24 protein-coding genes are annotated in these 22,877 nt (G+C 61.8%); 17 read left to right on the top strand and 7 right to left on the bottom strand.

Translation table 11 applies throughout. The annotated features are described in order from the left end of the window. Positions 1-71: 71 nt before the first annotated feature. The 4 genes from HHJ17_RS08020 to puuE all read right to left on the bottom strand — a co-directional run bounded on the left by HHJ17_RS08020 (position 72) and on the right by puuE (position 6,493). Entirely contained in the window at positions 72-2,375 is a 2,304-nt protein-coding gene (locus tag HHJ17_RS08020; RefSeq protein WP_296501463.1) for an NADP-dependent malic enzyme, read from the bottom strand. A 75-nt stretch (positions 2,376-2,450) separates the two neighbouring features. Beyond that, positions 2,451-3,674: a M20/M25/M40 family metallo-hydrolase gene (locus HHJ17_RS08015; protein ID WP_296501465.1), complete on the bottom strand. Its 1,224-nt coding sequence runs from the start codon at positions 3,672-3,674 to the stop codon at positions 2,451-2,453. Positions 3,675-3,705: 31 nt separating this feature from the next. Further along, positions 3,706-5,547 carry a 2-oxo-4-hydroxy-4-carboxy-5-ureidoimidazoline decarboxylase gene (uraD, locus tag HHJ17_RS08010; RefSeq protein WP_296501467.1) on the bottom strand — a complete coding sequence of 614 codons (1,842 nt, stop codon included), beginning with the start codon at positions 5,545-5,547 and terminating at the stop codon, positions 3,706-3,708. A 7-nt stretch (positions 5,548-5,554) separates the two neighbouring features. After that, positions 5,555-6,493 (bottom strand): allantoinase PuuE, encoded by a 939-nt coding sequence (gene puuE / locus HHJ17_RS08005; protein ID WP_296501470.1) that lies wholly within the window; start codon positions 6,491-6,493, stop codon positions 5,555-5,557. A gap of 122 nt (positions 6,494-6,615) precedes the next feature. Here puuE and uraH point away from each other — a divergent pair, with 122 nt between their 5' ends. Next, complete coding sequence (gene uraH / locus HHJ17_RS08000) at positions 6,616-6,969, top strand: hydroxyisourate hydrolase (RefSeq protein WP_296501471.1); 354 nt, start codon at positions 6,616-6,618, stop codon at positions 6,967-6,969. Between the two features lie 66 nt (positions 6,970-7,035). On the opposite strand, the gene HHJ17_RS07995 is transcribed toward uraH, so the two are convergent. Continuing rightward, positions 7,036-7,539, bottom strand: coding sequence for a hypothetical protein (locus tag HHJ17_RS07995; protein ID WP_296501473.1), 504 nt, complete (start codon positions 7,537-7,539; stop codon positions 7,036-7,038). A 132-nt stretch (positions 7,540-7,671) separates the two neighbouring features. Between HHJ17_RS07995 and xdhC the strand changes: the two genes are divergently transcribed. The 3 genes from xdhC to HHJ17_RS07980 all read left to right on the top strand — a co-directional run bounded on the left by xdhC (position 7,672) and on the right by HHJ17_RS07980 (position 10,383). Continuing rightward, the gene (gene xdhC / locus HHJ17_RS07990; protein ID WP_296501474.1) at positions 7,672-8,475 is read left to right on the top strand and encodes a xanthine dehydrogenase accessory protein XdhC; all 804 of its coding nucleotides are present in this window, start codon (positions 7,672-7,674) and stop codon (positions 8,473-8,475) included. 68 nt (positions 8,476-8,543) lie between these two features. Further along, positions 8,544-9,785 carry a urate hydroxylase PuuD gene (locus HHJ17_RS07985; RefSeq protein WP_296501477.1) on the top strand — a complete coding sequence of 414 codons (1,242 nt, stop codon included), beginning with the start codon at positions 8,544-8,546 and terminating at the stop codon, positions 9,783-9,785. A 169-nt stretch (positions 9,786-9,954) separates the two neighbouring features. Continuing rightward, a complete protein-coding gene (locus HHJ17_RS07980) occupies positions 9,955-10,383 on the top strand; it encodes a hypothetical protein (protein WP_296501479.1) in 429 nt (142 codons plus the stop codon). 72 nt (positions 10,384-10,455) lie between these two features. Here the strand turns inward: HHJ17_RS07980 and HHJ17_RS07975 are convergent, their stop codons facing one another. Beyond that, the gene (locus HHJ17_RS07975) at positions 10,456-11,529 is read right to left on the bottom strand and encodes a CDP-6-deoxy-delta-3,4-glucoseen reductase (protein WP_296501481.1); all 1,074 of its coding nucleotides are present in this window, start codon (positions 11,527-11,529) and stop codon (positions 10,456-10,458) included. Here HHJ17_RS07975 and HHJ17_RS07970 point away from each other — a divergent pair. From HHJ17_RS07970 to HHJ17_RS07925, 10 genes are read left to right on the top strand one after another with little or no spacing between them, the layout of a single operon-like run. Beyond that, positions 11,528-12,520 carry an NAD-dependent epimerase/dehydratase family protein gene (locus HHJ17_RS07970; protein WP_296501483.1) on the top strand — a complete coding sequence of 331 codons (993 nt, stop codon included), beginning with the start codon at positions 11,528-11,530 and terminating at the stop codon, positions 12,518-12,520. The two genes, HHJ17_RS07975 and HHJ17_RS07970, sit on opposite strands and share 2 nt — an antisense overlap. A gap of 44 nt (positions 12,521-12,564) precedes the next feature. Continuing rightward, positions 12,565-13,242, top strand: a complete 678-nt coding sequence (gene ccmA / locus HHJ17_RS07965; protein ID WP_296501484.1) for a cytochrome c biogenesis heme-transporting ATPase CcmA — start codon at positions 12,565-12,567, stop codon at positions 13,240-13,242. Further along, positions 13,239-13,910, top strand: a complete 672-nt coding sequence (gene ccmB / locus HHJ17_RS07960; RefSeq protein WP_296501487.1) for a heme exporter protein CcmB — start codon at positions 13,239-13,241, stop codon at positions 13,908-13,910. The genes ccmA and ccmB overlap by 4 nt, the downstream gene beginning before the upstream one ends. Positions 13,911-13,939: 29 nt before the next feature. Next, a complete protein-coding gene (ccmC, locus tag HHJ17_RS07955; protein ID WP_296501489.1) occupies positions 13,940-14,698 on the top strand; it encodes a heme ABC transporter permease CcmC in 759 nt (252 codons plus the stop codon). Further along, entirely contained in the window at positions 14,695-14,853 is a 159-nt protein-coding gene (gene ccmD / locus HHJ17_RS07950; protein WP_296501491.1) for a heme exporter protein CcmD, read from the top strand. The genes ccmC and ccmD overlap by 4 nt, the downstream gene beginning before the upstream one ends. A gap of 12 nt (positions 14,854-14,865) precedes the next feature. After that, complete coding sequence (gene ccmE, locus HHJ17_RS07945) at positions 14,866-15,324, top strand: cytochrome c maturation protein CcmE (protein ID WP_296501494.1); 459 nt, start codon at positions 14,866-14,868, stop codon at positions 15,322-15,324. Beyond that, positions 15,324-17,309, top strand: a complete 1,986-nt coding sequence (locus HHJ17_RS07940) for a heme lyase CcmF/NrfE family subunit (RefSeq protein WP_296501496.1) — start codon at positions 15,324-15,326, stop codon at positions 17,307-17,309. The genes ccmE and HHJ17_RS07940 overlap by 1 nt, the downstream gene beginning before the upstream one ends. Next, a complete protein-coding gene (locus tag HHJ17_RS07935) occupies positions 17,306-17,836 on the top strand; it encodes a DsbE family thiol:disulfide interchange protein (RefSeq protein WP_296501499.1) in 531 nt (176 codons plus the stop codon). The genes HHJ17_RS07940 and HHJ17_RS07935 overlap by 4 nt, the downstream gene beginning before the upstream one ends. Further along, positions 17,829-18,281, top strand: a complete 453-nt coding sequence (locus HHJ17_RS07930; RefSeq protein WP_296501501.1) for a cytochrome c-type biogenesis protein — start codon at positions 17,829-17,831, stop codon at positions 18,279-18,281. Before HHJ17_RS07935 ends, HHJ17_RS07930 begins: the two co-directional genes overlap by 8 nt. Positions 18,282-18,323: 42 nt before the next feature. Beyond that, positions 18,324-19,154, top strand: a complete 831-nt coding sequence (locus HHJ17_RS07925; protein WP_296501503.1) for a tetratricopeptide repeat protein — start codon at positions 18,324-18,326, stop codon at positions 19,152-19,154. Here HHJ17_RS07925 and HHJ17_RS07920 read toward each other — a convergent pair. Further along, positions 19,143-20,042: a LysR family transcriptional regulator gene (locus tag HHJ17_RS07920; protein ID WP_296501505.1), complete on the bottom strand. Its 900-nt coding sequence runs from the start codon at positions 20,040-20,042 to the stop codon at positions 19,143-19,145. The two genes, HHJ17_RS07925 and HHJ17_RS07920, sit on opposite strands and share 12 nt — an antisense overlap. Before the next feature lie 139 nt (positions 20,043-20,181). Between HHJ17_RS07920 and HHJ17_RS07915 the strand changes: the two genes are divergently transcribed. The 3 genes from HHJ17_RS07915 (at position 20,182) to HHJ17_RS07905 (ending at position 22,872) form a co-directional block, all read left to right on the top strand. Continuing rightward, positions 20,182-20,991 (top strand): class III extradiol ring-cleavage dioxygenase, encoded by an 810-nt coding sequence (locus tag HHJ17_RS07915; RefSeq protein WP_296501506.1) that lies wholly within the window; start codon positions 20,182-20,184, stop codon positions 20,989-20,991. 14 nt (positions 20,992-21,005) lie between these two features. Continuing rightward, the gene (locus HHJ17_RS07910; RefSeq protein WP_296501508.1) at positions 21,006-22,214 is read left to right on the top strand and encodes an alpha/beta hydrolase-fold protein; all 1,209 of its coding nucleotides are present in this window, start codon (positions 21,006-21,008) and stop codon (positions 22,212-22,214) included. Positions 22,215-22,335: 121 nt separating this feature from the next. Continuing rightward, positions 22,336-22,872 carry a flavin reductase family protein gene (locus tag HHJ17_RS07905; RefSeq protein WP_296501510.1) on the top strand — a complete coding sequence of 179 codons (537 nt, stop codon included), beginning with the start codon at positions 22,336-22,338 and terminating at the stop codon, positions 22,870-22,872. Positions 22,873-22,877 lie beyond the last annotated feature (5 nt).

Raw genomic sequence — 22,877 nt, 5'->3', positions numbered from 1 at the left:
AGGGCGGACAGTAGGACGGTTTGAATCACCGTCCTACACGCATAAACAGTGCCAAGTAGCCGCTGAGTGGCTTACGTCCCCTGCACGGCGTTCGCCGCGGCCAGTGCCGTCATGTTGACCACCCGCCGTACCGTCGAGGAGGGCGTCAGGACGTGAGCGGGGGCCGCCGCGCCCAGCAGGATCGGCCCCACCGTGACGCCATGTCCGCCCGTGACCTTGAGCACATTGAACAGAATGTTGGCGGCGTCCAGATTGGGGCAGATCAGGAGATTGGCCTCGCCATGCAGCTTGTTGCCCATCAGGGCGGCTTCGCGCATGTCTTCCGACAAGGCGGCGTCGCCTTGCAGTTCACCGTCGCATTCCACCTCGGGCGCCAGCTGACAAAACAGCTCGTGGGCCAGTCGCATTTTGACGGCCGATTTGCGGTTGGAGGAGCCATACATGGAGTGCGAGAGAAAAGCGACTTTGGGTGGCAGGCCAAAGCGCCGGACTTCAGCGGCCGCCATGGCGGCGATGCTGGCCAGTTGTGCGGCGTCCGGGTCTTCGTTGACGAAGGTGTCGGCGATGAACAGGGTGCGCTGCTCCAGCATCAAGGCGTTCAAGGTGGCAAAGCCGGACGCGTCTTTTTTGACCCCGATGACGTCACGAATGTGCTCCAGGTGCACGTCAAAACGCCCCACCAGTCCGCACAGCATGGCATCGGCATGGCCGAGCTTGAGCATCAAGGAGGCAATGATGGTGTTGGAGCGGCGCACGGCAGCCTTGGCGGCGTCGATGGACACGCCATGGCGCCCCATCAGGCGGTGGTAGGTTTCCCAGTATTGGCGGAAACGCGGGTCGTCTTCCGGGTTGACGCATTCCACATCCACCCCCAGCCGGATGCGCAGGCCTGCTTTGGCCAGCCGCGCCTCGATCACCGCGGGCCGGCCGACCAGAATCGGATGGGCCAGGCCTTCGTCGACCGCGACTTGGGCGGCGCGCAGCACCCGTTCGTCTTCGCCTTCGGCATAGGCGACTCGTTTGGCGTCTTTGGCCACGGCTTTGGCGGCGGTGAAGACCGGGCGCATGAACATGCCGGTCTGGTAGACAAAGCGCGACAACTGCTGGCGGTAAGCTTCCATGTCCTTGATCGGGCGCACGGCGACGCCGGACTCTTCGGCCGCCTGGGCGACAGCTGGTGCAATGCGCAAGATCAGCCGCGAATCAAAGGGCGTCGGGATCAGGTAGTCCGGGCCAAACACCAGTTCTTTGCCGGCGTAGGCGGTGGCGACTTCTTCGCTGATGTCGGCCTTGGCCAAGTCGGCAATCTGGCGCACGCAGGCCAGTTTCATGGCTTCGGTGATCTTGGTGGCGCCGCAGTCCAGCGCACCGCGGAAGATGTAGGGAAAACACAGGACGTTGTTGACCTGGTTCGGGTAGTCCGAGCGGCCGGTGGCGATGATGCAATCCGGCCGCACCGCTTTCGCCAGTTCCGGGCGGATTTCGGGTTCCGGGTTCGCCAGCGCCAGAATGATGGGCTGGTTGGCCATGGTTTTGACCATGTCCTGCGTTAGCACGCCGGGCGCGGAGCAGCCCAGAAAAACGTCGGCGCCGTTGACGACGTCGGCCAGCGTGCGCAGAGACGTCTTCTGCGCGAAACGGGCCTTGGATTCGTCAAAGCCGCCCGGGCGGTCTTCATGGATCACACCTTTGGAGTCGCAGACGTAGACGTTCTCGCGTCGCACGCCCAAGCCGACCATCACGTCCAGGCAGGCCAGTGCCGCAGCTCCGGCACCGGAGACGGCGATCTTGACTTCTTCAATGCGCTTGCCGACCAGCTCCAGCCCGTTGAGCAGGGCGGCGCTGGAGATGATGGCGGTGCCGTGCTGGTCGTCATGAAACACCGGAATGTTCATGCGCTCGCGCAATTTCTGCTCGATGTAGAAGCACTCCGGCGCCTTGATGTCTTCCAGGTTGATGCCACCCAGCGTGGGCTCCATGGCGGCAATCATCTCCACCAGTTTGTCGGGGTCGTTCTCGGCCAGCTCAATGTCAAACACATCAATGCCGGCAAACTTCTTGAACAGACAGCCCTTGCCCTCCATCACCGGCTTCGCGGCCAGCGGTCCGATGTTGCCCAGGCCCAGCACGGCGGTGCCGTTGGTGATGACGCCCACCAGATTGCCGCGTGAGGTGTACTCGGCGGCGAGGGACGGGTCGGCTTCAATGTCCAGGCAGGGGTACGCGACGCCGGGTGAATAGGCCAGTGACAGGTCGCGCTGGTTGGACAGCGGTTTGGTGGCGTTGACCGAAATTTTCCCGCGCGTGGGGCTGCGGTGGTAATCGCGGGCGGCTTCGCGCAGGGCGTATTCGGCGGGGGAAAGTTCTTTGCTCATACGGGGTTCCTGTGTTGTTTTATTTAAAGCAATAGGCTACTCGGTGTGCAGCCCTTCTGATAGTCGTTATTGTGCTTACTTGAGCAGGTCGAGCAAGGTGCGGGCAATCACTTTGGTCGCCCGCCGCAGGTCTTCCAGATCGAGGCGCTCATCCGCCCGCTTGGCGTGCGACTCCAGCACGGTGCGCGGTCCGGCTCCGTAGATGACGCCGGGAATGCCCGCCTCGCAGAACAGGCGTACGTCGGTGTACAAGGGCGTGCCCAAGGCCGGAATGTCTTCGCCAAACACTGCTTTGCCATGCTTCTGAATGGCGTCCACCAGCGGCTTGTTGCCCGGCAGCGGCTGCATGGCATGGGCCAGCAGAATGCGCTTGATGTCGACCCGGATGCCGGGTTGTTGCATGGCCGCGTCCAGAATGATCTGGCGCAGCGTGGCCTCGACTTGCGCCGGGATTTCTTCCGGGATCATGCGCCGGTCCAGTTTGAACGTGACACGGCCCGGAATCACGTTGGTGTTGGTGCCGCCTTCAATCAGGCCGACGTTCAGGTACGGGTGCGTGATGCCTTCGACCGACGAGCTGACTTTCTTAAAGAGCGTGTTTTGCGCGTACAAGGCGCTGAGGATGTGCACCGCGGCCTGCAAGGCGTCCACCCCCGAATCCGGAATGGCGGCATGCGCCATCTGGCCATGCACGGTGACTTCCATCTGCAGGCAGCCGTTGTGTGCCGTGATCACCTGGTAGCTGAAGCCGGCGGCAATCATCAGGTCGGGCTGGATGATCTGGTGTTTGAGCAACCAGGCGGGCCCCACTTCTCCCCCAAATTCTTCGTCATAGGTGAAGAGCAGCTCGACGCTGCCGGCCGTGGGTCGGGCCACCGCTTCCAGCGCTCGCACCGCGAAGGCGTAGGTCGAAAAATCGCCTTTGCTCACCGCTGTGGCGCGGCCGTAAATCTTGCCGTCTTCAATCTGTCCTCCGTAGGGCTCTTTGGTCCAGCCTTCGCCGGGAGGCACCACATCGCCGTGCGCATTCAGGAGAATCGTTTGACCCGGCCCGTAGTGGCGGCGCACCAGCAGATTGGTGATGCTCTGCAGGCCGGCGGCCTGCACTTCGGCCTCGGGCACCGGGTATTTTTCGGCGTCCAGTCCCAGCCCATGCAGCAGTTCGGCGGTGCGTTCGGCGTGGGGGGCGTTGTTGCCGGGTGGCGTGTCGGTGGGGACGCGGATCAGTTCTTGCAGGAATTGAAGCTGTTCGTCAAAGTGGGCGTCAATCCAGGCGTCGAGTTGTTCGTAGGGCGTCATTGGGCGAGACTTTCAGGTCGAAATAAAGAGGTCATTCCCGCGCAGGCGGGAGTCCAGGTTGTTGCAGGTCGGAGGCGAGCTGTTGCAGCAGGTTCGAGAAGGCAAGCACGGCCAGTTGCATGTCGTCGCTGGTGGTGGATTCGAGCGGGTTGTGGCTGATGCCGGCGTTCTGTCCGCGCACAAACAGCATGGCTTGCGGAATCACCTCGTGCAACTTCATGGCGTCGTGACCGGCGCCGCTGGGCATGCGGTGCAGCGGCACCCCCAGCGCGCTAACGGCCTGCTCCCAGCGTTTTTGCCACGCTGGCGCGCTGGGGGCGGCGGCGGCCCGCATCGTCTCTTCCAGGGTCGAGCGAACTTGGCGGCGGTTGCAAATATTCTGGAATGACTCAAGCACGTCGCTGACCATGGCATCGCGCTGGGCATCGGTCGGCGCCCGCAGATCCAGTGTGAACTGGCAGCGTCCCGGCACCACGTTGGGGGAACCATGGGGCACCAGGAGTTGGCCGACGGTGGCCACCGAGTCACCATCCTGCGTGGCCCGTTTTTCGGCGGCGAGGAGCAACTCCGCGACGGCCGCCGCCGCATCATTGCGCCGGTTCATCGGCGTGGTGCCGGCATGGCAGGCCGTGCCAATGACTTCGGCCGTGTAGCGCACGCTGCCGTTGATGGAGGTCACCACGCCGAGCGGAAAATCCAGCTCGTTGAGAACCGGACCCTGCTCGATGTGGACTTCGACAAACCCCAGGTAGTCGGCCGGCTGGCGTTGCAGTTGGGGGATCTCGTCCTGTGCCAAACCGGCGTGTTGCATGGCTTCGCGCATTGTGATGCCATCCGCATCCTGTTGATTCAGCCACTCAAAGTCGAACCGACCGATGAGGGCGCTGGAACTCAGGAAGGTGGCCTTGAAGCGTTGCCCCTCTTCTTCGGCAAAGGCCACCACTTCAATCTGAAAAGGCAGACGCTGGCCCTGGCGCGCCAACTCACGGACACAGGCCATCGGTACAAAAATGCCGAGGCGGCCGTCGTACTTGCCGCCGTTGCGCACCGTGTCGAAATGGCTGCCGGTGAGCAAAGTGTTAGGTGTTTCAGGGCTGTAGCCACCGTCGATGTTACGGGTATTGCTATCAGAATAATAGCGTCCGACGACATTGCCGACGGCGTCGCTGTGAACTTCATCAAAGCCGCAGGCCAGCATTCGACTCTTAATCTGCGCGGCGCAGGCGCGGTGCGCCTCGGTCAGGTAGGTGACGGTGAGTTGTCCCTGTTCCTGGTAACCCGCATCACTGAATTGCGCCAGTGCTTCATGCCAGTCCCACACCTCGTTCCCGAGAGTGGGTGTGACGCCGAACTTGTCGTTCAGGCGCAGCTCGGCAATGCGATGGATGTGGCGCAGGCATTCCGCCAATTCAAACTCGGGGTGGCCCAGCAAGCGGCGCTCAAAGGTGGCGATGATGTCGTTGCGGGACAAGCCGGTGCCGCGCGGTCCGCGCACCGCAAGGATGAAGGGAAAACCAAATTTCTCGCGGTACGCGGTGTTCAGCTGCTGGAGGTGGGTCAATTCAGCCGGGCTGCATTGGGTCAAGCCGGCCTTGCTTTGCTCGTGGCTGGATTCGGCTGTCAGGGTCTGGCTGACCATGGCTTGGCCGGCCAGCTCCGGGTGCGCCCGGATGAGCGCCAACTGGGCGTCCCGTCCAGCCGTGGCCACGCTGCGCGCCATGCTGTGTTTCAGTTGGGCCAGCGAGGCAAACGGTCGTGTGGTCAGTGCCTGTTCGGCAATCCAGGGCGAGTGTTCATAGACGCCCGCCAGCAGATGCATGGCCTCGTTGACGGGCGCGGCATTGAGTTGATCCAGGGTCAGGGCCGTTTTCATGGGTGCGCTAGTCCTGGTAAGGGTGGGTTGTTTTCCAGTGTCGGGCAATGTCAATGCGCCGGCAGACCCAGACCCGCTCAAATTTTTCAATGTAGTCCAGAAAACGCTGCAGTGCCGTGATGCGTCCCGGGCGACCCAGCAGGCGGCCGTGCATGCCGATGCTCATCATGCGCGGCGTCGCTTCGCCTTCGGCGTACAAGACGTCGAAGCTGTCCTTTAGGTATTGAAAGAACGGATCGGCGTGGGAGTAGCCCTGCGGCAGCGCAAAGCGCATGTCATTGCAGTCCAGCGTGTAGGGCACGATCAGCTGGGGCACCACCTCGCCATTGGTTTTTTGGACTTTCATCCAGAACGGCAGGTCATCGCCGTAGTAATCGCTGTCGTACTCGAAGCCGCCGTAGTCCGCCACCAGGCGGCGGGTGTTGGGGCTGTCGCGCCCGGTGTACCAGCCGCGGGCGCGTTCGCCGGTGATTTGGGTGAGGATGTCCATGCCCCGCGCCATGTGGTCGCGCTCGGTGGCTTCGTCGATGTTCTGGTAGTGGATCCAGCGCCAGCCGTGGCAGGCTATTTCATGCCCCAGTTCTTTCACCGCATGCACCAATTCGGGGTGGCGTTCCAGCGCCATGCTCACGCCAAACACCGTCAGCGGCAACTGGCGCTTTTCGAATTCGCGCAGGATGCGCCACACGCCCACACGGGAACCATATTCGTAGATGCCCTCCATGCTGATGTGGCGCGCCGGAAAGCTCGGCGGGTTGAACATTTCAGATAAAAATTGCTCGGAACCGGCGTCGCCATGCAACACGCTGTTTTCGCCGCCTTCTTCGTAATTCAAGACAAACTGCAGCGCCACGCGGGCCTGTCCGGGCCACTGGGCGTGGGGTGGCTTGCTGGCGTAGCCAATGAGATCGCGAGGATAGGCGCGCGTGCTGTCGTAGTGGTTCATGATTGCCGGGGAGCCCTTCGTTGTCATGTGGTTCGCTGTGCGTGCATCCAGATTTATTGCCAGTTTAGTGTGCTTGAAGGTGTATACACTTTCAGTTTGCCACGGACGAAGGATGCACCACTATGGGCCTGAGCACACACGTACTGGACACCATGCACGGCACGCCTGCGGCCGGCATGCGCGTTGCGCTTTACTCCACAGAAGGGGAGACGGCGACACTGCTCAAGCAGTTCGTTCTCAATCAGGATGGGCGCAACCCGGATGGCCTGCTGCTTGATAACGACCATCTCCAGCCCGGCACCTACCGTCTGCTATTCGATGTGTCAGGCTATTACCGGGCCCGCGGTGTTGCGCTGCCGGAGCCCAATTTTCTGGGTAAAGTGAGCCTGGATTTTGGCATTGCCGATGCCGCGCAGCACTACCATGTGCCGCTGCTGGTCAGCCCCTGGAGTTATTCGACTTACCGGGGGTCTTGACGCCATTTTCAAGCCGTTGAGGGCCGCGCTGGCCCACACCGTGCCTGCGGTTTGCGCCGCAAGGCTTTACAGTTGTCCTTCGGTCAGCGTGTCGAGTTGGAAGCGGCCACTGCTGTGCCACAGCCAGGTGTCGGTGTAGGTCACGCGGCCCATCCGCACCGGGACCGGAAAGGGGGCGGCAAGGCGGACGGTGCGTTCGATCTCGGCAACGACTTCCGGCGCATGGGTGGGCGCCCGCATCCAGTTGAGGGCGGTGACTTGGCCTTTGCCGTCGACTTCCACCTGCAGCACGCCAATGGCATAGAGCAGCGGTGGCATCTTGCCTTTGAAAATTCGTTGTGTGTTTTGCCCATACAAGTGATTGGCCGCATCACGCCGGTAAGCGCGGGGCGAGGTGGCACCAGAAACGGTCGACTCGGGTGTTCTTGGCTGACCTGACGCAAAGGGTGACTCGCCAGGCGCTGATCCCGGTGGCGCGGACGGGGTCGAGGAACAACCCGCGATGAGGGCGGCAATACCGGCGGCGGTGGCTGCCAGTAACGCATAGAGGCGATTGGTATTCTTGTTCATGTGGCGCCTTGGGTGTGAACGGATTTCTATTGGAGGGGGCAAGCAGCGGTGACGGTTAAATCCGCGAAGCATACTGTGCCCGAAACAACATGGGTTGTGGATTTGTTTTGAGTATCAAAAGGTAATGGTAGCGTGAGTACAACAGACGAATTTCTGGCCCAATTGGCCGATGAAGACGCGATCTTGGTCACCGTGCATGCCGCACGCGGCTCGGTGCCACGCGAAAAAGGCGCCTGGATGGCGGTTTTTAGCCAAAACGCGGTCGGCACGGTGGGCGGTGGTCACCTGGAGTTGTCGGCGCTGGCGGAAGCCCGTCAGCGCTTGCACAGCCGGGCCGGGGAGGGCGAACCGGTACGGCGTTATGCCCTTGGCCCGGCGCTCGGCCAGTGTTGTGGTGGCGAAGTCCATCTGCGTTTTGAGCGGGTACAAGCGGCCAACAGGGATGCCCTGCAACTGCGTTTGGCCGTGACGCGTTACCCGCTGGCCCTGTTTGGGGGCGGCCATGTGGGCCATGCGCTGGTGCACGCGTTCGCTGATTTGCCATTGCAGGTGCGCTGGATTGACAGCCGCCATGAGATTTTTCCGACGCAGCTGCCGTCACACATCACCTGTGAGCAGTCCGACCCGGTGCAGGCCGCCGTTGCCACCTTGGCGCCGGACTCCCGCGTGCTGATCATGAGCTTCAGCCATGCCGAAGACCTGGACGTGGTGGCCGCCTGTCTGACGCGCCAGCGTTTGCGCGCTGATTTGCCCTATGTCGGCCTGATTGGCAGCCAGACCAAATGGGCGACGTTCCGGCACCGGCTTGCGGCGCGGGGTTTTACGCCGCAAGAGTTGGCCCATGTCACCTGCCCGATCGGTGTTCCCGGCATTGCCGGCAAAGCGCCTGCGGTGATTGCGGTGGCCGTCGCGGCACAGATATTGCAAACCTTTTAACTTAGCCAACTTAGCCAACTTAGCCAACTTAGCCGCTAGAGTGGCAGGCACGAATAAGGTTTAAACGCATGGAAAGTTACTACCTCGACTGGGCCAACCTGCTGTTGCGCTGGCTCCACGTCATCACGGCGATTGCCTGGATTGGCTCGTCGTTCTATTTTGTTTTTCTCGACAGCAGCCTCACCGCCCCGGTCGATGACGACCTGAAAAAGCAGGGCGTCAGCGGGGAGTTGTGGGCGGTGCATGGCGGTGGTTTCTACCACCCGGTCAAGTTCAATGTGGCGCCGCCGCAGCTGCCGCCGCACTTGCACTGGTTCTTTTGGGAGAGTTACAGCACCTGGTTGTCGGGCTTCTCGCTGTTCACCGTGTCCTACCTCTGGAGCGCTAGCACCTACCTGATCGACAAGTCGCGCATGGACTGGGCGCCAGCGACCGCCATTGCGGTGGCGCTGTCGTTTCTGGTTGTCTTCTGGCTGCTGTACGACTTGATCTGTCGGCTGTTCGGCCAGCGCAAGCACGGCGACGCCATCGTGGGCGCCCTGGTGTTTGGGCTGGTGTGTATCGCCTCCTGGTTGACCTGCCACTGGTTTGCCGGGCGGGCGGCCTTTTTGCTGGTCGGTGCCATGCTGGCCACCAGCATGAGTGCCAGCGTCTTTTTCTGGATCATCCCGGGGCAGAAAAAGGTGGTGGCGGCGATCAAGGCCGGCGCGCCGGTGGACCCGATCCACGGTCAGCGCGGCAAGCAGCGCAGCGTGCACAACACCTATTTCACCCTGCCGGTGCTGTTTGCCATGCTCAGCGGCCATTACAGCTTTACCTATACGCATCCGCAGAACTGGCTGGTGCTGATTTTGATGATGTTCGCTGGTGCTGCGATCCGCCAGTTTTTTGTCATGCGCCACGGCTACAAGCTGGGGCGCAACGGCAATCCGCTGCCTTACGCCCTGGTGGGGGTGGCGGCCATCGTGGCGGTGATCGTCTGGCTGAAGCCGGCGCCACCAGCGCTGGCCGATCAGGGTGCTATAAATTCAGTAGCTTCTTCCGCTTATTTGACGGGGGTTACAGGTCAAAATGACTATAAATCCTTGCAGGTGGTGCTGGCCCAGCGCTGCTACCAATGTCACGGTGCGCAGGTGCAGATGAAGAACGTGCGGCTGGATTCCCCGCAAAACGTCAAGCTGCATGCCCAAAACCTGTACCAGCAAGTGGTGGTCACCAAGCTGATGCCGATGAACAACGCCACCGGCATCAGCGATGCCGAGCGCCGGCTCATCAAACAGTGGTTCGAAGCGGGCGCCCAGACCGATTGAGTGGGATTTTGTAACGCCCATAACGCGCTTATGCCACGGCGAAGGGCCGGATCGCCGTGACAAACCCTTACAGCTCCAGGCCCTGTGCTTGTCGTCCGACCCGTGCCGGGCAGACGTTGAATACCTATGGGGAATTTTCTCCATGACTTACTCAACGAAGGAATTCACGATGAAGATTCAGACTTTGATGACCGCGCTAGTAATTGCTGCCAGTGGCGCCGCTTATGCGCAAACCGTACCCGCCGTACCTGCCACACCGGCTGCACCCTCCGCACCCGCCCGCACCATGGACTTGAAACCCGTCGCTCCCGCCGCGCAGGTCGTCCAGGATCCGGTGGCGACGCCGGAACTGGACAAACATCAGGCCGAGCAGAAAAAGAGCATCGACAAAGGGGTCGCTGCTGGCCAATTGAACCCCAAAGAGGCCGCTGGTCTTGAGAAGCGTGAAGCCAAATTGGATGCTGCCAAGAAAGTAGCCAAAGCCGATGGCAAAGTCACCAAAAAAGAGCACAAAAAGCTCAAAAACGAAGTGAACCAGAACAGCGAAGCCATTGACAAGCAAAAAGCCGACAAGCCGGTGATTGACGTGGTGAAGTAACGCCGGGGCTATTCATAAAAAAAGGCCACGACTGACAAGTCGTGGCCTTTTTGCTTTGTCAGACCCGAGGCGTCAGGCCGACGCTGCTTCGTGGGCCTTGTCGGCTTCGGTGATGAATGCATCGGCGTAAAACTCGTCCTCGGGCAGGCCCGCCTGATGGGTGTAGGCCGCCTTGGCCGAGTCCACCACAATCGGGGCGCCGCAGGCATAGACCTGGTAGGCCGACAGATCGGGCAAATCCTGCAGCACCGCCTGGTGCACAAAACCGGTGCGCCCGGTCCAGCCATCTTCGGGCAGGGCGTCCGAGACGACGGGCACGTAGCGCAGTTGCGGCATCTCCGTCAGCTTGGCCTTGACCCAGGCATCCATGTACAAGTCGGCCGGGCGCCGACCGCCCCAATAGAGCGTGACAGGGCGCTGGATGTTCTTGAACTGCATGTGCTCAATCAGCGCCTTGAGGGGCGCAAAGCCGGTGCCGGAGGCCAGCAGCACGATCGGTTTGTTGCTGTCTTCGCGCAAAAAGAAACTGCCATACGGCCCTTCCACCCGCAGGATTTCCTTTTCCTTCATCGTGTTGAACACCTGGTCGGTAAATTTGCCGCCCGGCATGTGGCGAATGTGCAGTTCCAGCCCGCCACTTGTGGCCAGCGTGTGGGGTGCGTTGGCCATGGAGTAGCTGCGTCGGGCGCCATCGCGCAGGAGAAATTCGACATACTGGCCGGCGTGGTAGGCAAAGCTGTCGTTGGCCGGCAGCTGCAGTTTGAGCAACATCACATCCGCGGATTTTTTCTCCATCAAGGCGACCCGCGTCGGCATTTTCTTGATCGGAAAAGCACCCTCAGACGTCACCTGGCGCGACTCCAGCACGACGTCGCTCTGCGCCACACCACAGCAGGTCAGGACAAAGCCGTTGGCTTCTTCTTCCTCGCTCAGGGCCTTGCTTTGATGTGGTCCATGCACCACGATGCCTTCAATTTTTTTGCATTTGCAGGAGCCACAGGCGCCATCCTTGCAACCGTAGGGCATGCCAACCCCGGCGCGAATGCCGGCGGCCAAAATGGTTTCGCCGGGGGTGGCGGTGAATAAGCGGCCGCTGGGCTTGACGGTGATCTGGAACCCTGGTGTTCCGGTTTCGCTGCTCGTCATGTTTTCTGTATCCTTAGGCGTTGTTACATTTTTAATAGCCCCGATTTTGCCTCCAAACCCACGCCCCCGAGCCACCCCGTCCCCCAGTCTGTACGCTACGCGTCCTGGCGCCTTGCCGGCGCGCTTTCGCCGTGCCCGTGTTTTGCTCATCGGTTGCGGGGATATCGGGCTGCGGGTGGCGCAAGCTCTGGCCGGCCGGGTGCGCCTGATGGCGCTGACCTCCAGCGGGGGGCGCACTGCTGAGTTACGGGCCCGGGGCATCACGCCCTTGCAGGGCAATCTGGACGCCCCCGACACGCTGCGCCGACTGGCCGGGCTGGCGACGCGCGTCGTGCATCTGGCGCCGCCGCCGGGCGCCGGCTGGACCGACCCGCGCACCCGGGCGTTGACCCGTGCCCTGCGCCGGCGCCGCTTGCCTGATGCCCTGGTCTACGGTTCCACCAGTGGCGTCTATGGCGACTGTCAGAGTGAAGTCGCTATAGAAACAAGAGCGCTTAGGCCAGAAACGACGAGGGCTAGGCGCCGAATTGATGCTGAAAATAGTGTCCGTTTCCTGGGTCGTGCCACGCCGGTGCGCAGCAGTATTCTGCGCATCCCCGGTATTTATGCGCCCGACCGCGACGGCGGCACGCCGCGTGAACGCCTGCTCAAGGGCACGCCCGTGCTGCAGGCTGCCGATGATGTCTACACCAACCATATTCATGCGGACGATCTGGCGCGCGCCTGCATCGCCGCCTTGTGGCGTGGCAAGGCACAGCGCATCTACAACGTGAACGACGATACCTGCCTCAAGATGGGGGATTATTTTGATCTGGCGGCCGATTTGTACGGCTTGCCGCGGCCGCCCCGCGTGCCGAGGAGCACGGCCAAGGAGCAACTGTCCTTGATGCTGTTGAGCTTTATGAGCGAGTCGCGGCGCATGGACAACACCCGCCTGAAAAGCGAACTGCGGCTGAAATTGCGCTACCCGACGGTCGATACCGGCCTCTGAGCGGCAGTCCGGCCCCGCCACTGTGCCATCATCGGCCCGCTTGAATGACTACCTTGGGGAACACCACGATTTTTAACAGCCGCACCGAGCCGATTTTGAAGGCGCATGAACTGGCCTGTCGCCGCGGCGGCGAGTGGCTGTTCGCCGACATGTCGTTTGAGATTTGTCCGGGGCAACTCCTCTGGCTGCAAGGGCAGAATGGCCGCGGCAAGACCAGCCTGCTGCGCTTGCTCGTCGGTCTGGCCGAGCCCGACCGGGGGACGCTCACCTGGCATGGCGAGCCGCTGCGTGAGGCGCCAGACTTCAAGGAAAAGCTGGTTTACATCGGTCACACCAACGGCCTGAAAGATGACTTGACGGTGACCGAATCGCTGCAATTTCTGGCCCGTTTGCACAACCGGGACAGCTCGCCGTTGTCGGTGTCCAGCGCGCTGCACACGCTTGCCATGCAGCATCGCGCGCAGGTACTGGTTCGCACCCTGTCGCAGGGCCAGCGTCGCCGTGTGGCCCTGGCCCGGCTGGCGCTGGAGCGTACGCCCTCGCTGTGGGTGCTGGATGAACCCTTTGATGCGCTGGACGCCGACGGCATCAGGGTCGTCAACCGCCTGCTGCTGGAGCACACGGCGCGCGGCGGCTGTGTCTTTCTAACGAGTCACCTGCCCTTGAGTCTGGACGCGTCTCTTGTCCGTCCGCTTGATTTTCCGCACGGAAGGGCGCCATGAGTTGCAATGGTTTTGTCGCGTTGGCAGCGCGCGATTTGCGGCTGGCGTGGCGCCGACCGGTGGACGCCTGGCTGGCGGTGGTGTTTTTTGCGGTGGCGGCCAGTCTGTTTCCGTTGGGCGTCGGGCCCGAGCCGCAAACCTTGCGCCAGATTGGCGGCGGCGTTGTCTGGGTTTGCGCGTTGTTGTCGACCCTGCTGGCCCTCAACACGCTCTATACCAGTGACTACAACGACGGTTCTCTCGATCAGATGCTGCTGTCGGGTCATTCCCTGGTGCTGCTGGCGGCGGCCAAAGCCCTGGTGCACTGGGTGCTGACCGGTTTGCCATTGGTGGTAGCCGGGCCCGTGCTGGGCTTGATGTTCGACATGAGTCCACGCGGCCTGGCTACGCTGACCCTGACCTTGCTGCTGGGCACGCCCGTGTTGAGCCTGCTCGGCAGTGTGGGGGCCGCGCTGACGCTGGGCTTGCGCAGTGGTGGTGCCTTACTCTTGTTGCTGGTGCTGCCCCTGTGCATCCCGGTATTGATTTTTGGCGCCGGTGCCGTATCCGCCGTGGAGATGGGGATGTCTCCGGCGGGCCACTTGTCCCTACTGGGTGCGCTGCTATTGTTGGCGCTGGTGGGTGCCCCACCGGCCGCGGCGGCCGCGCTGCGCATTTCAGTGCTCTGAAGACTTCCCTCCTCAACGTTTCCATTGCCATGACAAGCTCTCTGCGATTTTTTACCTACGCTTCGCCTCCGCGTTTTTATGCACTGGCCGGGCGCTTGATTCCGTGGCTTTTCGGCCTGACCGGCCTGGTCGGACTGGTGGGCCTGTATGTTGGTTTTTTTGTCGCCCCGACCGATGCCACCCAGGGGCAGGCGTACCGGATTATTTTCATCCACGTGCCCGCCGCCTGGATGTCGATGGTGTTGTACTTGGTCATGGCGGGTTGGGCGACGGTGGGCTGGGCTTTCAACGCCCGCCTGGCGTCCATGGTAGCCCGGGCGCTGGCCCCTACCGGGGCGCTGTTTACGGTACTCGCCTTGTGGACCGGGGCGCTTTGGGGCAAGCCGACCTGGGGCGCCTGGTGGGTGTGGGATGCACGGCTGACGTCGGAGTTGATCTTGCTGTTTTTGTACCTGGGCTACATCGCCCTGGTGGAGTCGATTGACGATACCCGGCGTGCCGACTACGCGGGCGCCTTGCTGGCACTGGTGGGTGCGGTCAATGTGCCGGTCATTTATTTTTCGGTGCGCTGGTGGAACACCCTGCATCAGGGCGCCTCGATCAGCATGAGCGCGGCACCCACGATGGCCCACACCATGCTCAGCGCCATGCTGCTGATGACGGTGGCCTTTTGGGCCTACGCGTTTGCCGTGGTGTTCTTACGGACGCGGGCAATCATCCTGGAGCGTGAGCGGGATGCGGATTGGGTTTTGGCGCTGGCGCGTCAGCGTGCGGGAGCAGGGGAATGAACTGGAACAGTTGGGGCGAGTTTTGGGCCATGGGTGGCTATGGTCTTTACGTGTGGGGCTCTTATGGCCTGTGTGCTGTTGTAGCCGTGCTGGAGCCTCTGTCGGCGAGACGCCGTCTTAAGCGGGCCTTAAGCCAAATCCACGATGCTGGCTAGCAGGAGATCAACATGAAACCTCGTTACCAACGCCTGGCCATCGCTGCCGGCGTCATCACCGTGGTCGGCGTTGCCGTCGCCCTGGTGCTCAATGCCTTCCAGAGTAACCTGGTATTTTTTTACACGCCGACCCAGATCGCCGCCAGCGAAGCCCCTGCGGAGCGCACCTTCAGGCTGGGGGGGCTGGTGGTCGCAGGCAGCGTCAAACGCGAGGGTGTAGCGGTCAATTTCAGGGTGACGGATACCGTCCAGACCGTGCCCGTGCGGTTTGAAGGCATCTTGCCCGACCTGTTCAAAGAGGGCAAGGGCGTCGTCGCCCAGGGGCGCATGCGTGGCGGTGTGTTTGAGGCGCGTGAAGTGCTGGCCAAGCATGACGAAAACTACATGCCACCTGAAGCGGCGGAGGCGCTCAAACGAGCCGCGCAGAGTAAAGAAAAAGTAGCCGCCTCCGTGGTGCTGGAGAAGCGTTGATGATTCCTGAAATTGGTCATTTCATGCTGTGGCTCGCGCTCGGCGTGGCCCTGCTGCTGGGCACTCTGCCTTTGATGGGTGCACAGCGTGGCCGCACCGACTGGATGCAACTGGCTCGTCCTGCGGCCTATGCCTTGTTTGTACTGGTGGCCATCGCCTTTGCCTGTTTGGTGGCGTCGTTTGTCCGGCATGACTTTTCGGTGTTGTATGTCGCGACCAACTCCAACACGGCGCTGCCCTTGCAGTACCGCATTGCCGGGGTTTGGGGCGGCCATGAAGGCTCGCTCTTGTTGTGGGTGGTGATGCTGTGCGTCTGGATGGTGGCCGTGGCACGTTACAGCCAGCATCTGCCGTTGCCGGTGCTGGCGCGCATTCTGGCGGTCATGGGTCTGATTGCCGTCGGCTTTTTACTCTTCATGCTGCTGACCTCCAATCCGTTCGACCGCCTGTTTCCGGTGCCGCCCGATGGCCGCGACCTGAACCCGTTGCTGCAGGACATGGGCATGGTGACGCATCCGCCGCTGCTGTACATGGGTTATGTCGGTTTCTCGGTGGCGTTTGCCTTTGCGATTGCCGCCTTGATCGGGGGTGACCTGGACGCGACCTGGGCCCGCTGGACGCGTCCCTGGACCACCGTGGCGTGGATGTTTCTGACCATCGGCATCGCACTCGGCAGCTCGTGGGCCTACTACGAGTTGGGCTGGGGCGGCTGGTGGTTTTGGGACCCGGTGGAAAACGCGTCGTTCATGCCCTGGCTGGTGGGCACGGCGCTGATCCACTCGCTGGCGGTGACTGAAAAACGCGGGGGCTTCAAGTCCTGGACGGTGCTGTTGGCCATTCTGGCGTTTTCGCTGTCCTTGCTCGGTACATTTTTGGTGCGCTCGGGCGTGCTGTCTTCGGTGCATGCCTTTGCGACGGACCCCCGGCGGGGGCTGTTCATTCTGGTTTTCCTCACCGTGGTGGTGGGCGCGTCATTGGCCCTGTACGCATGGCGGGCGCCCAGGGTGGGTCTGGGGTCGCGCTTTGCCCTGGTGTCCAAAGAGTCGGCGTTACTGGGCAACAACGTCATGCTGGTGGTGGCGGCCGCCGCGGTGCTGCTTGGCACGCTGTACCCGCTGTTGCTTGACGCCTTGGGTCTGGGCAAGCTATCGGTGGGTCCGCCTTACTTTGACACGGTCTTCATGCCGCTCATGGCGCCGGCCATCTTTTTGATGGGGGTCGGCCCGCTGGCGCGCTGGAAAGAAGATCACGTTCCCGCGCTGGCCCGGCGGCTGCTCTGGGCCGCCGGCGTGGCCGTGCTGGCGGCGCTGGCAACCGGCTGGCTGGCCGGGGAGATCAATCTTGTGACCAGCTTTGGCTTGTTGATGGCGTACTGGATTGTGGGTTCCGTTGCCACCGATGTGTGGGGGCGGATGCGCCCTGCCGGTGGCGCCTGGCGCGATGTGCCGCGACGGTTCAAGCAAATGCCGCGGGCCTTGCTGGGCATGATGCTGGCGCATTTGGGAGTGGCGGCTTTTTGTTTTGGTGTTGCGATGGTTAAAACCTATGAAGTGGAACGCGACGTCAAGATGACGGTGGGTGACAGCACCACGGTCAAGGGTTACACCTTCACGTTCAAGGGAACGAGCGAGCTGGAGGGCCCCAACTACGCCGCCGTCAGGGGTTTGGTGGAAGTCAGCCGCGAGGGCCGCAAGCTGTTCGACATGAGCCCTGAGAAGCGGGTCTACCGAGTCCAGCAAAACCCCATGACCGAAGCCGCCATCGATGTCGGATTAACGCGTGATTTGTATGTGTCTCTGGGTGAGCCGGTGGAAGGTGACGCGTGGATTGTGCGGGTCTATGTCAAACCGTTTATTGACTGGATCTGGGGCGGTTGCCTGCTGATGGCCCTGGGTGGTTTGTTGGCGGTAACCGACCGGCGCTACCGGTCAAAGCAGCGCAGTGCGCTGCCGGCGCTGGGGGCCGCTGCTGGCGCGACGACATGAGATACCTGAAGTTTCTGTTGCCCTTGGGCGTGTTTTTGGGTCTGGTCGCTTTTCTGGCGGCGGGTCTCAAGCTCAACCCCAGGGAAGTGCCTTCGCCTTTGATCGACAAGCCCGCGCCGGCTTTTTCCTTGACGCAACTGGAGAATCCGGCCCAAACCATTCGCCGGGACGATTTGCTGGGCAAGGTGTGGATGCTCAATGTCTGGGCTTCATGGTGTGTTGCCTGCCGACAGGAGCACCCGCTGCTGGTTAAATTTGCACAAAGCAAGTTGCTCCCCATTTACGGCTTGAACTACAAAGACAGTCGGCCCGAGGGCTTGCAGTGGCTGGCGCGGTTCGGTAATCCGTATGACGCTTCTTTGTTTGACCAGGACGGGCGTGTTGGCATTGACTGGGGGGTGTACGGCGTGCCGGAGACTTTCATCATCGACCGTCAGGGCGTGGTTCGTTTCAAACACATCGGGCCACTCACGCCGGATGTCATTCGCTCGCGCATCGAACCTTTGGTGAGGCAACTCAATGGCTAAGTTGATGTGGGTTTTGTTTTTTTCGGCTTTTGCCCTGCTCGGCCACGCGAAGGAAGCCGTGCTGGTAGCAAAAGACCCGGTGTTGGATGCTCGCATGGTGCGCATCACCTCCGAATTGCGTTGTCTGGTCTGTCAGAACCAGACCATTGCCGATTCGCACGCCGCGCTGGCGGTGGATTTGCGCAACCAGGTGATGGAGCAGCTGCAGCAGGGCCAAAGTGACCAACAGATCATCGATTACATGACCGCCCGGTATGGAGATTTTGTGCTGTATCGGCCGCCCTTGAAGGCGAGTACCGTGGTGCTGTGGTTTGGCCCCGGGCTGCTGCTGCTGATCAGTTTGGCCGCCCTGTTTGTGGTCTTGCGGCGACGCAGCCGCCTGCCGCCTGAGGCCTTCGATCCAGATGAACCCGAGACGCCCGGCCCAGCAGCGCCTCGCCATTGAAGCCGTTCTTTTATTTCAGTCACCAGATTTCCTAAGGCCTCCATGACGACTTCAGCTGCCCCCGTCGCGTTTGACATCACGGCGGTCAAACGACAACTACAAGAGCTTCAGGAACTCCACGCCTCGGGGGCCTTGTCACGAGAGTTTTACGAGGAAGGCCGGACGCGACTTGAGCGCCGCATTCTGGATGGGGTGCTCCAGGAGGCGCCAGCGGTTGAGCGTGCTGGGGCTCCAACAGTTCAGCCGCTGACGCGACCCTCATGGCAGTTGTGGGCCACGCTGGCGGGGGTGGTGCTTCTCGTGGCTATCCTCGGCTACAGCTGGACCGGTTACTCATCCGCCCGCTTGACGGACAGCACCGGCGGTGGGGCTGCGGCCGCCGGGGAAAAAACCCATGCCAGCGATGTTGACCAGATCAGCGCGATGACCGAGAAGCTGGCAGCGAGACTGCAGGACAAGCCGCAGGATGCCGAAGGCTGGGCCATGTTGGCGCGCTCCTACAGCATGCTGGGCCGCAACCCCGAGGCCATCAACAGCTATGAAAAAGCAATTGCCTTGAGTGGCGATGACGCCGTGTTGCTGGCGGATTACGCGGATGCCCTGGCCGTCAAAAACAATCGCCGCCTGGCGGGTGAGCCCATGAAGTGGGTGGCGCGCGCCCTCAAGAGCGATCCGCACAATCTCAAGGCGCTGTCGCTGGCGGGTGCCTATGCGTTTGAAAAACAGGACTACGCCAGTGCAGTGAAGTACTGGGAGCAGGTCGTGCAGTTTGGCGCTGCGGATAACCGTCTGGTCGAACAGGTTCAATCCAGTCTGGTCGTCGCACGCGAACTCGCGGCTTCTTCAACTGCAAGCCCGCCTTCACCACGCTGAGTGTGTCTGGGCAAAGTGCTCGGCGAGGAAATCGATGAGCGCACGCACCTTCGGCGAGACGTACTTGCGGGTCGGGTAGATCGCGTAAATTCCCAGCTCGAGGGAGCGAAATTCGGGCATCAGTTCCACCAGCGTGCCCGCCGCGAGATCGTCCCCCACCAGAAAAGTTGGCTGCAAAATAATGCCCTGATGCGCCAGTGCCGCTGCACGGCAGGTGTCGCCGCTGTTGGTGTGCATGCAGGGCCGAGTCTTCACGCTGACCAGCCCTTGCGGCCCGTCGAAATGCCACTCGTCTTTGGTGGACCAGTAGCGGTAGGAAATCACCGTGTGTTCCGCCAGCTCGGCGGGATGACGTGGCACCCCATGCACCTTGAGGTAGACGGGAGAAGCGCAGAGCACCATGAGGGTGCTGGCCAGACGTTTGCTGATCAGCGTTGAACTGGGCAAGGTCGCGATCCGGATCGCCACGTCGTAACCCTCTTCGACCAGATCCACCACGCGGTCCGCCAGGGTCACATCCAGCGAGACGTTCGGATAGCGGCTGAGAAACATCCCCCACAGTGGCGCCAGATGGCGGATGCCGAAGGTGACCGGTGCGTTGACCCGCAGCAGACCGCTGGCAGCACCGGTGCGCGAGGTGATTTCAGCCTCGGCCTCGTCGACCCCGGCCAGCAGTTCCTTGCTGCGCGCGTAAAACACCTGGCCTTCTTCGGTCAGGGAGAGCCGCCGCGTCGTGCGCTGCAAGAGCCGCACCCCCAAGCGCGTTTCCAGGTCGGCGACGTAGCGCGATACCGCCGCTTTGGAGACGTCCAGCGCATCGGCCGCCTTGACGAAGCTGCCGGCGTCGACGACGGCATTGAAGGTTTGCATTTCCAGGAATCGGTCCATTGTGCTTTTTATTGAAACAATGTATCTAATTTTAGGCTGTTTATCTCAGCTTAAAAGACGAATAAAGTTCGGTCACTGCATGAAAAGCTTGCCTCACCGTCGCTCAACCGATGGTTCAACGACAACCCAAGGACACTTTATGAACCTGGCTCCAGTTTTTTTTATCTCCCACGGTGCGCCGACCTTTGCCCTCGAACCCGGCGTGCTCGGCCCCCACCTGCAGGCCTTGGGTCAGCAACTGTCGGGCGTCACGGCGGTGCTGGTGGTATCGCCGCACTGGCAGACCCGGGACGTCACCGTCATGACGACGGCCGCCCCGGAGACGGTTCACGACTTTGGCGGTTTTCCCGCCAAGCTCTACCAACTGCAATACCCCGCCAGCGGTCACCCGCCGTTAGCCCGAGAAACGGTCCAGTTGCTTTCGGAGGCCGGTTATGGCGTTGCTGTGGATGAGCGGCGCGGTCTGGATCACGGCGCCTGGGTGCCGTTGCGCCACCTGTTGCCCGAGGCCAAGGTGCCTGTTTTTCAGGTGTCGATGCCCCATGCGCTGGACACGGCCAGTGCCTTCAAGCTCGGCCAGGCACTGGCGTCGATGCGGCAACGCGGCGTGCTGATCGTGGCCTCTGGCAGTCTGACGCACAACCTCTACGAGTTTCGCCAGTCGGGAACGAGCGAGGCGGCCTATGCCCGCGAGTTCACGCACTGGACTCGCCAAGCCGTCGTCAATCACCAAGTCGAGCAATTGCTGGCCTACCGTCAACTGGCGCCGCATGCTGAACGGGCCCATCCCACCGAAGAGCACTACCTGCCCTTGCTGGTCGCCTTGGGGGCGCGTGGTAACGCGGAAGTCGCGCACGTCATCGAGGGCGGCATCACCAACGGCGTGCTGTCGATGGAGTCTTATGTCTGGGGCTTGCCGAATGGGCATGCCGCCACAATCATCTCTTGAACAGGAATTTCACCATGACCAGTTTGCACAACTCGATCAGTTCGTTGCAGCAAGATGCGGCCTTTGACTTGGCCTTTCGTCTGCGGCAGCCCGTGCCCGTCAAGCCGAAGGCGTGCGTGCTGCTGCTACACGGCGTGGGCGGCAGCGAGATGAATCTCGCGGACCTGGCAGCGTCGATGGACCCGGACACGCTGGTCGTGCTGCCACGCGGTCCGCTGGAATTTGCATCGGGGCAGTTCGGCTGGTTTCGCGTCACCTTCAGCGCCAGCGGCCCCCGCATCGTGGCCGCAGAAGCCGAACAAAGCCGCCAGGCCTTGATCCGCTTCGTCGGGCAGCTGCAGACGGCCTACGGTATCGCCCCGCAGAACACGTTGATCGCCGGCTTTAGCCAAGGCGGCATTCTCAGCGCCAGCGTGGCACTGAGCGCGCCCGAGCGGGTCGCCGGCTTCGCGGTTCTGTCGGGTCGGATCTTGCCCGAGCTCGAACCGCACCTCGCCAAGAAAGCGCAACTGGCGCACCTGCGTAGTTTCATTGCGCACGGCGAGTACGACAGCAAGCTGCCGGTGATGTGGGCGCAGCGCTCGGACCAATGGCTAAGCAACTTGGGCGTGGCCCATGCGATCCACCTCTATCCGATTGCGCATGAGATCAGTGCAACGATGCAAGCGGACTTTCTTGCATGGGTCAGCGCCCAGACCCCGATCGAAACCAGCATCCGTCTGCGCTACCGCGCCCTCAGATCGGGCGTGCCGCAGGGCACGCCCATCACGGTGCTGCATATTGGCGCAAATCAAACCACCATTGCTGCCGGAACTGGCGAAGAACCGGCCGCGACGCTGCAACTCGCCATCGGGGCTGAAAAAACAGCGGCCGATTTTTTCAAGCACCATCCGCCCACGCCGGCTGAACTGGAAAATGCCATCATGGCGGTTGAGGATGAGGTGACCCGCGCGCGAACACTGATCGCCAACGATTCAATCCTTGTGACGACGGATGCCGCCATCCGCGAGATCGCACTGATCGCGGGCGTCCCTGATCAAGCAGAATTGAGCCTGTCACTCGATGTGATGGAACGAACATTTGAACGGCTGGCGCAGGTCACGCTCGGCAGGCCGGCTTCGAGCGAAGGCATGCCCGCCAGCGCCGCCTTCGCTGCAACGCTTCTGATCCTGCGCGAGTTCATGCACCATCTGCAGTTTTCATCGATCACCGTGAAAGCCTGACTCACCGCGTAACTGCGTGGCGAACGTTAAACATGAGCGCCATGATTGATCTCAAGTTCGAGCGGGCCGCGTCGGATCAAGATGAAAAGTCAGAGCAAGACTCTTAAACGGAGGTGTCGAAATGGCCAAGCGCTCTTATCCCTTGTCCAAGGTCTACGGTCTTCTTGAGCCGGGCCCGGTGGTATTGCTCACCACGATGCACAAAAGCAAGGCCAACGTGATGCCCATGTCGTGGCACACCATGATGGAGTTTGAGCCGCCGCTGGTGGGGTGCATCGTCAGCGGGAACGACTTTAGTTTTGCTGCGCTCAAGGCGACGCGGCAGTGCGTGCTCAACATCCCGACCGCAGAGTTGGCCACCCAGGTGGTGGGCTGCGGCAATACCTCGGGCCAAAGTCTGGACAAGTTCAAAGCCTTTGGTCTGACGCCCGTGCCAGCGGCGCTGGTGACCGCGCCGCTGATTGCCGAGTGCTACGCCAATCTGGAATGCCGGGTGGTCGATACGCGGCTGTTGAATCGCTACAACTTCTTCGTGCTGGAGGTGCTCAAGGCCTGGATCGACCCGGCCTGCAAAGAGCCGCGTACGCTCCATCACCGGGGCAAGGGCGTTTTCATGGTGGCGGGCGAAACGATCAAGCTGCCCTCCAAGATGAAATAGCGGGC

The sequence above is a fragment of the Rhodoferax sp. genome, assembly GCF_012927445.1.
GTDB lineage: Bacteria > Pseudomonadota > Gammaproteobacteria > Burkholderiales > Burkholderiaceae_C > Rhodoferax.
Note: the sequence above shows the minus strand (reverse complement) of the source record. Positions and strands in the feature narration are given on the sequence as shown.

Bases quoted from the DNA above. Each gene is read 5' to 3' on its own strand.
- HHJ17_RS08020 (WP_296501463.1), bottom strand. From the start codon at position 2,375: ATGAGCAAAGAACTTTCCCCCGCCGAATACGCCCTGCGCGAAGCCGCC.
- HHJ17_RS08015 (WP_296501465.1), bottom strand. From the start codon at position 3,674: ATGACGCCCTACGAACAACTCGACGCCTGGATTGACGCCCACTTTGAC.
- uraD (WP_296501467.1), bottom strand. From the start codon at position 5,547: ATGAAAACGGCCCTGACCCTGGATCAACTCAATGCCGCGCCCGTCAAC.
- puuE (WP_296501470.1), bottom strand. From the start codon at position 6,493: ATGAACCACTACGACAGCACGCGCGCCTATCCTCGCGATCTCATTGGC.
- uraH (WP_296501471.1), top strand. From the start codon at position 6,616: ATGGGCCTGAGCACACACGTACTGGACACCATGCACGGCACGCCTGCG.
- HHJ17_RS07995 (WP_296501473.1), bottom strand. From the start codon at position 7,539: ATGAACAAGAATACCAATCGCCTCTATGCGTTACTGGCAGCCACCGCC.
- HHJ17_RS07985 (WP_296501477.1), top strand. From the start codon at position 8,544: ATGGAAAGTTACTACCTCGACTGGGCCAACCTGCTGTTGCGCTGGCTC.
- HHJ17_RS07980 (WP_296501479.1), top strand. From the start codon at position 9,955: ATGAAGATTCAGACTTTGATGACCGCGCTAGTAATTGCTGCCAGTGGC.
- HHJ17_RS07970 (WP_296501483.1), top strand. From the start codon at position 11,528: ATGTTTTCTGTATCCTTAGGCGTTGTTACATTTTTAATAGCCCCGATT.
- HHJ17_RS07975 (WP_296501481.1), bottom strand. From the start codon at position 11,529: ATGACGAGCAGCGAAACCGGAACACCAGGGTTCCAGATCACCGTCAAG.
- ccmA (WP_296501484.1), top strand. From the start codon at position 12,565: ATGACTACCTTGGGGAACACCACGATTTTTAACAGCCGCACCGAGCCG.
- ccmB (WP_296501487.1), top strand. From the start codon at position 13,239: ATGAGTTGCAATGGTTTTGTCGCGTTGGCAGCGCGCGATTTGCGGCTG.
- ccmC (WP_296501489.1), top strand. From the start codon at position 13,940: ATGACAAGCTCTCTGCGATTTTTTACCTACGCTTCGCCTCCGCGTTTT.
- ccmD (WP_296501491.1), top strand. From the start codon at position 14,695: ATGAACTGGAACAGTTGGGGCGAGTTTTGGGCCATGGGTGGCTATGGT.
- ccmE (WP_296501494.1), top strand. From the start codon at position 14,866: ATGAAACCTCGTTACCAACGCCTGGCCATCGCTGCCGGCGTCATCACC.
- HHJ17_RS07940 (WP_296501496.1), top strand. From the start codon at position 15,324: ATGATTCCTGAAATTGGTCATTTCATGCTGTGGCTCGCGCTCGGCGTG.
- HHJ17_RS07935 (WP_296501499.1), top strand. From the start codon at position 17,306: ATGAGATACCTGAAGTTTCTGTTGCCCTTGGGCGTGTTTTTGGGTCTG.
- HHJ17_RS07930 (WP_296501501.1), top strand. From the start codon at position 17,829: ATGGCTAAGTTGATGTGGGTTTTGTTTTTTTCGGCTTTTGCCCTGCTC.
- HHJ17_RS07925 (WP_296501503.1), top strand. From the start codon at position 18,324: ATGACGACTTCAGCTGCCCCCGTCGCGTTTGACATCACGGCGGTCAAA.
- HHJ17_RS07920 (WP_296501505.1), bottom strand. From the start codon at position 20,042: ATGGACCGATTCCTGGAAATGCAAACCTTCAATGCCGTCGTCGACGCC.
- HHJ17_RS07915 (WP_296501506.1), top strand. From the start codon at position 20,182: ATGAACCTGGCTCCAGTTTTTTTTATCTCCCACGGTGCGCCGACCTTT.
- HHJ17_RS07910 (WP_296501508.1), top strand. From the start codon at position 21,006: ATGACCAGTTTGCACAACTCGATCAGTTCGTTGCAGCAAGATGCGGCC.
- HHJ17_RS07905 (WP_296501510.1), top strand. From the start codon at position 22,336: ATGGCCAAGCGCTCTTATCCCTTGTCCAAGGTCTACGGTCTTCTTGAG.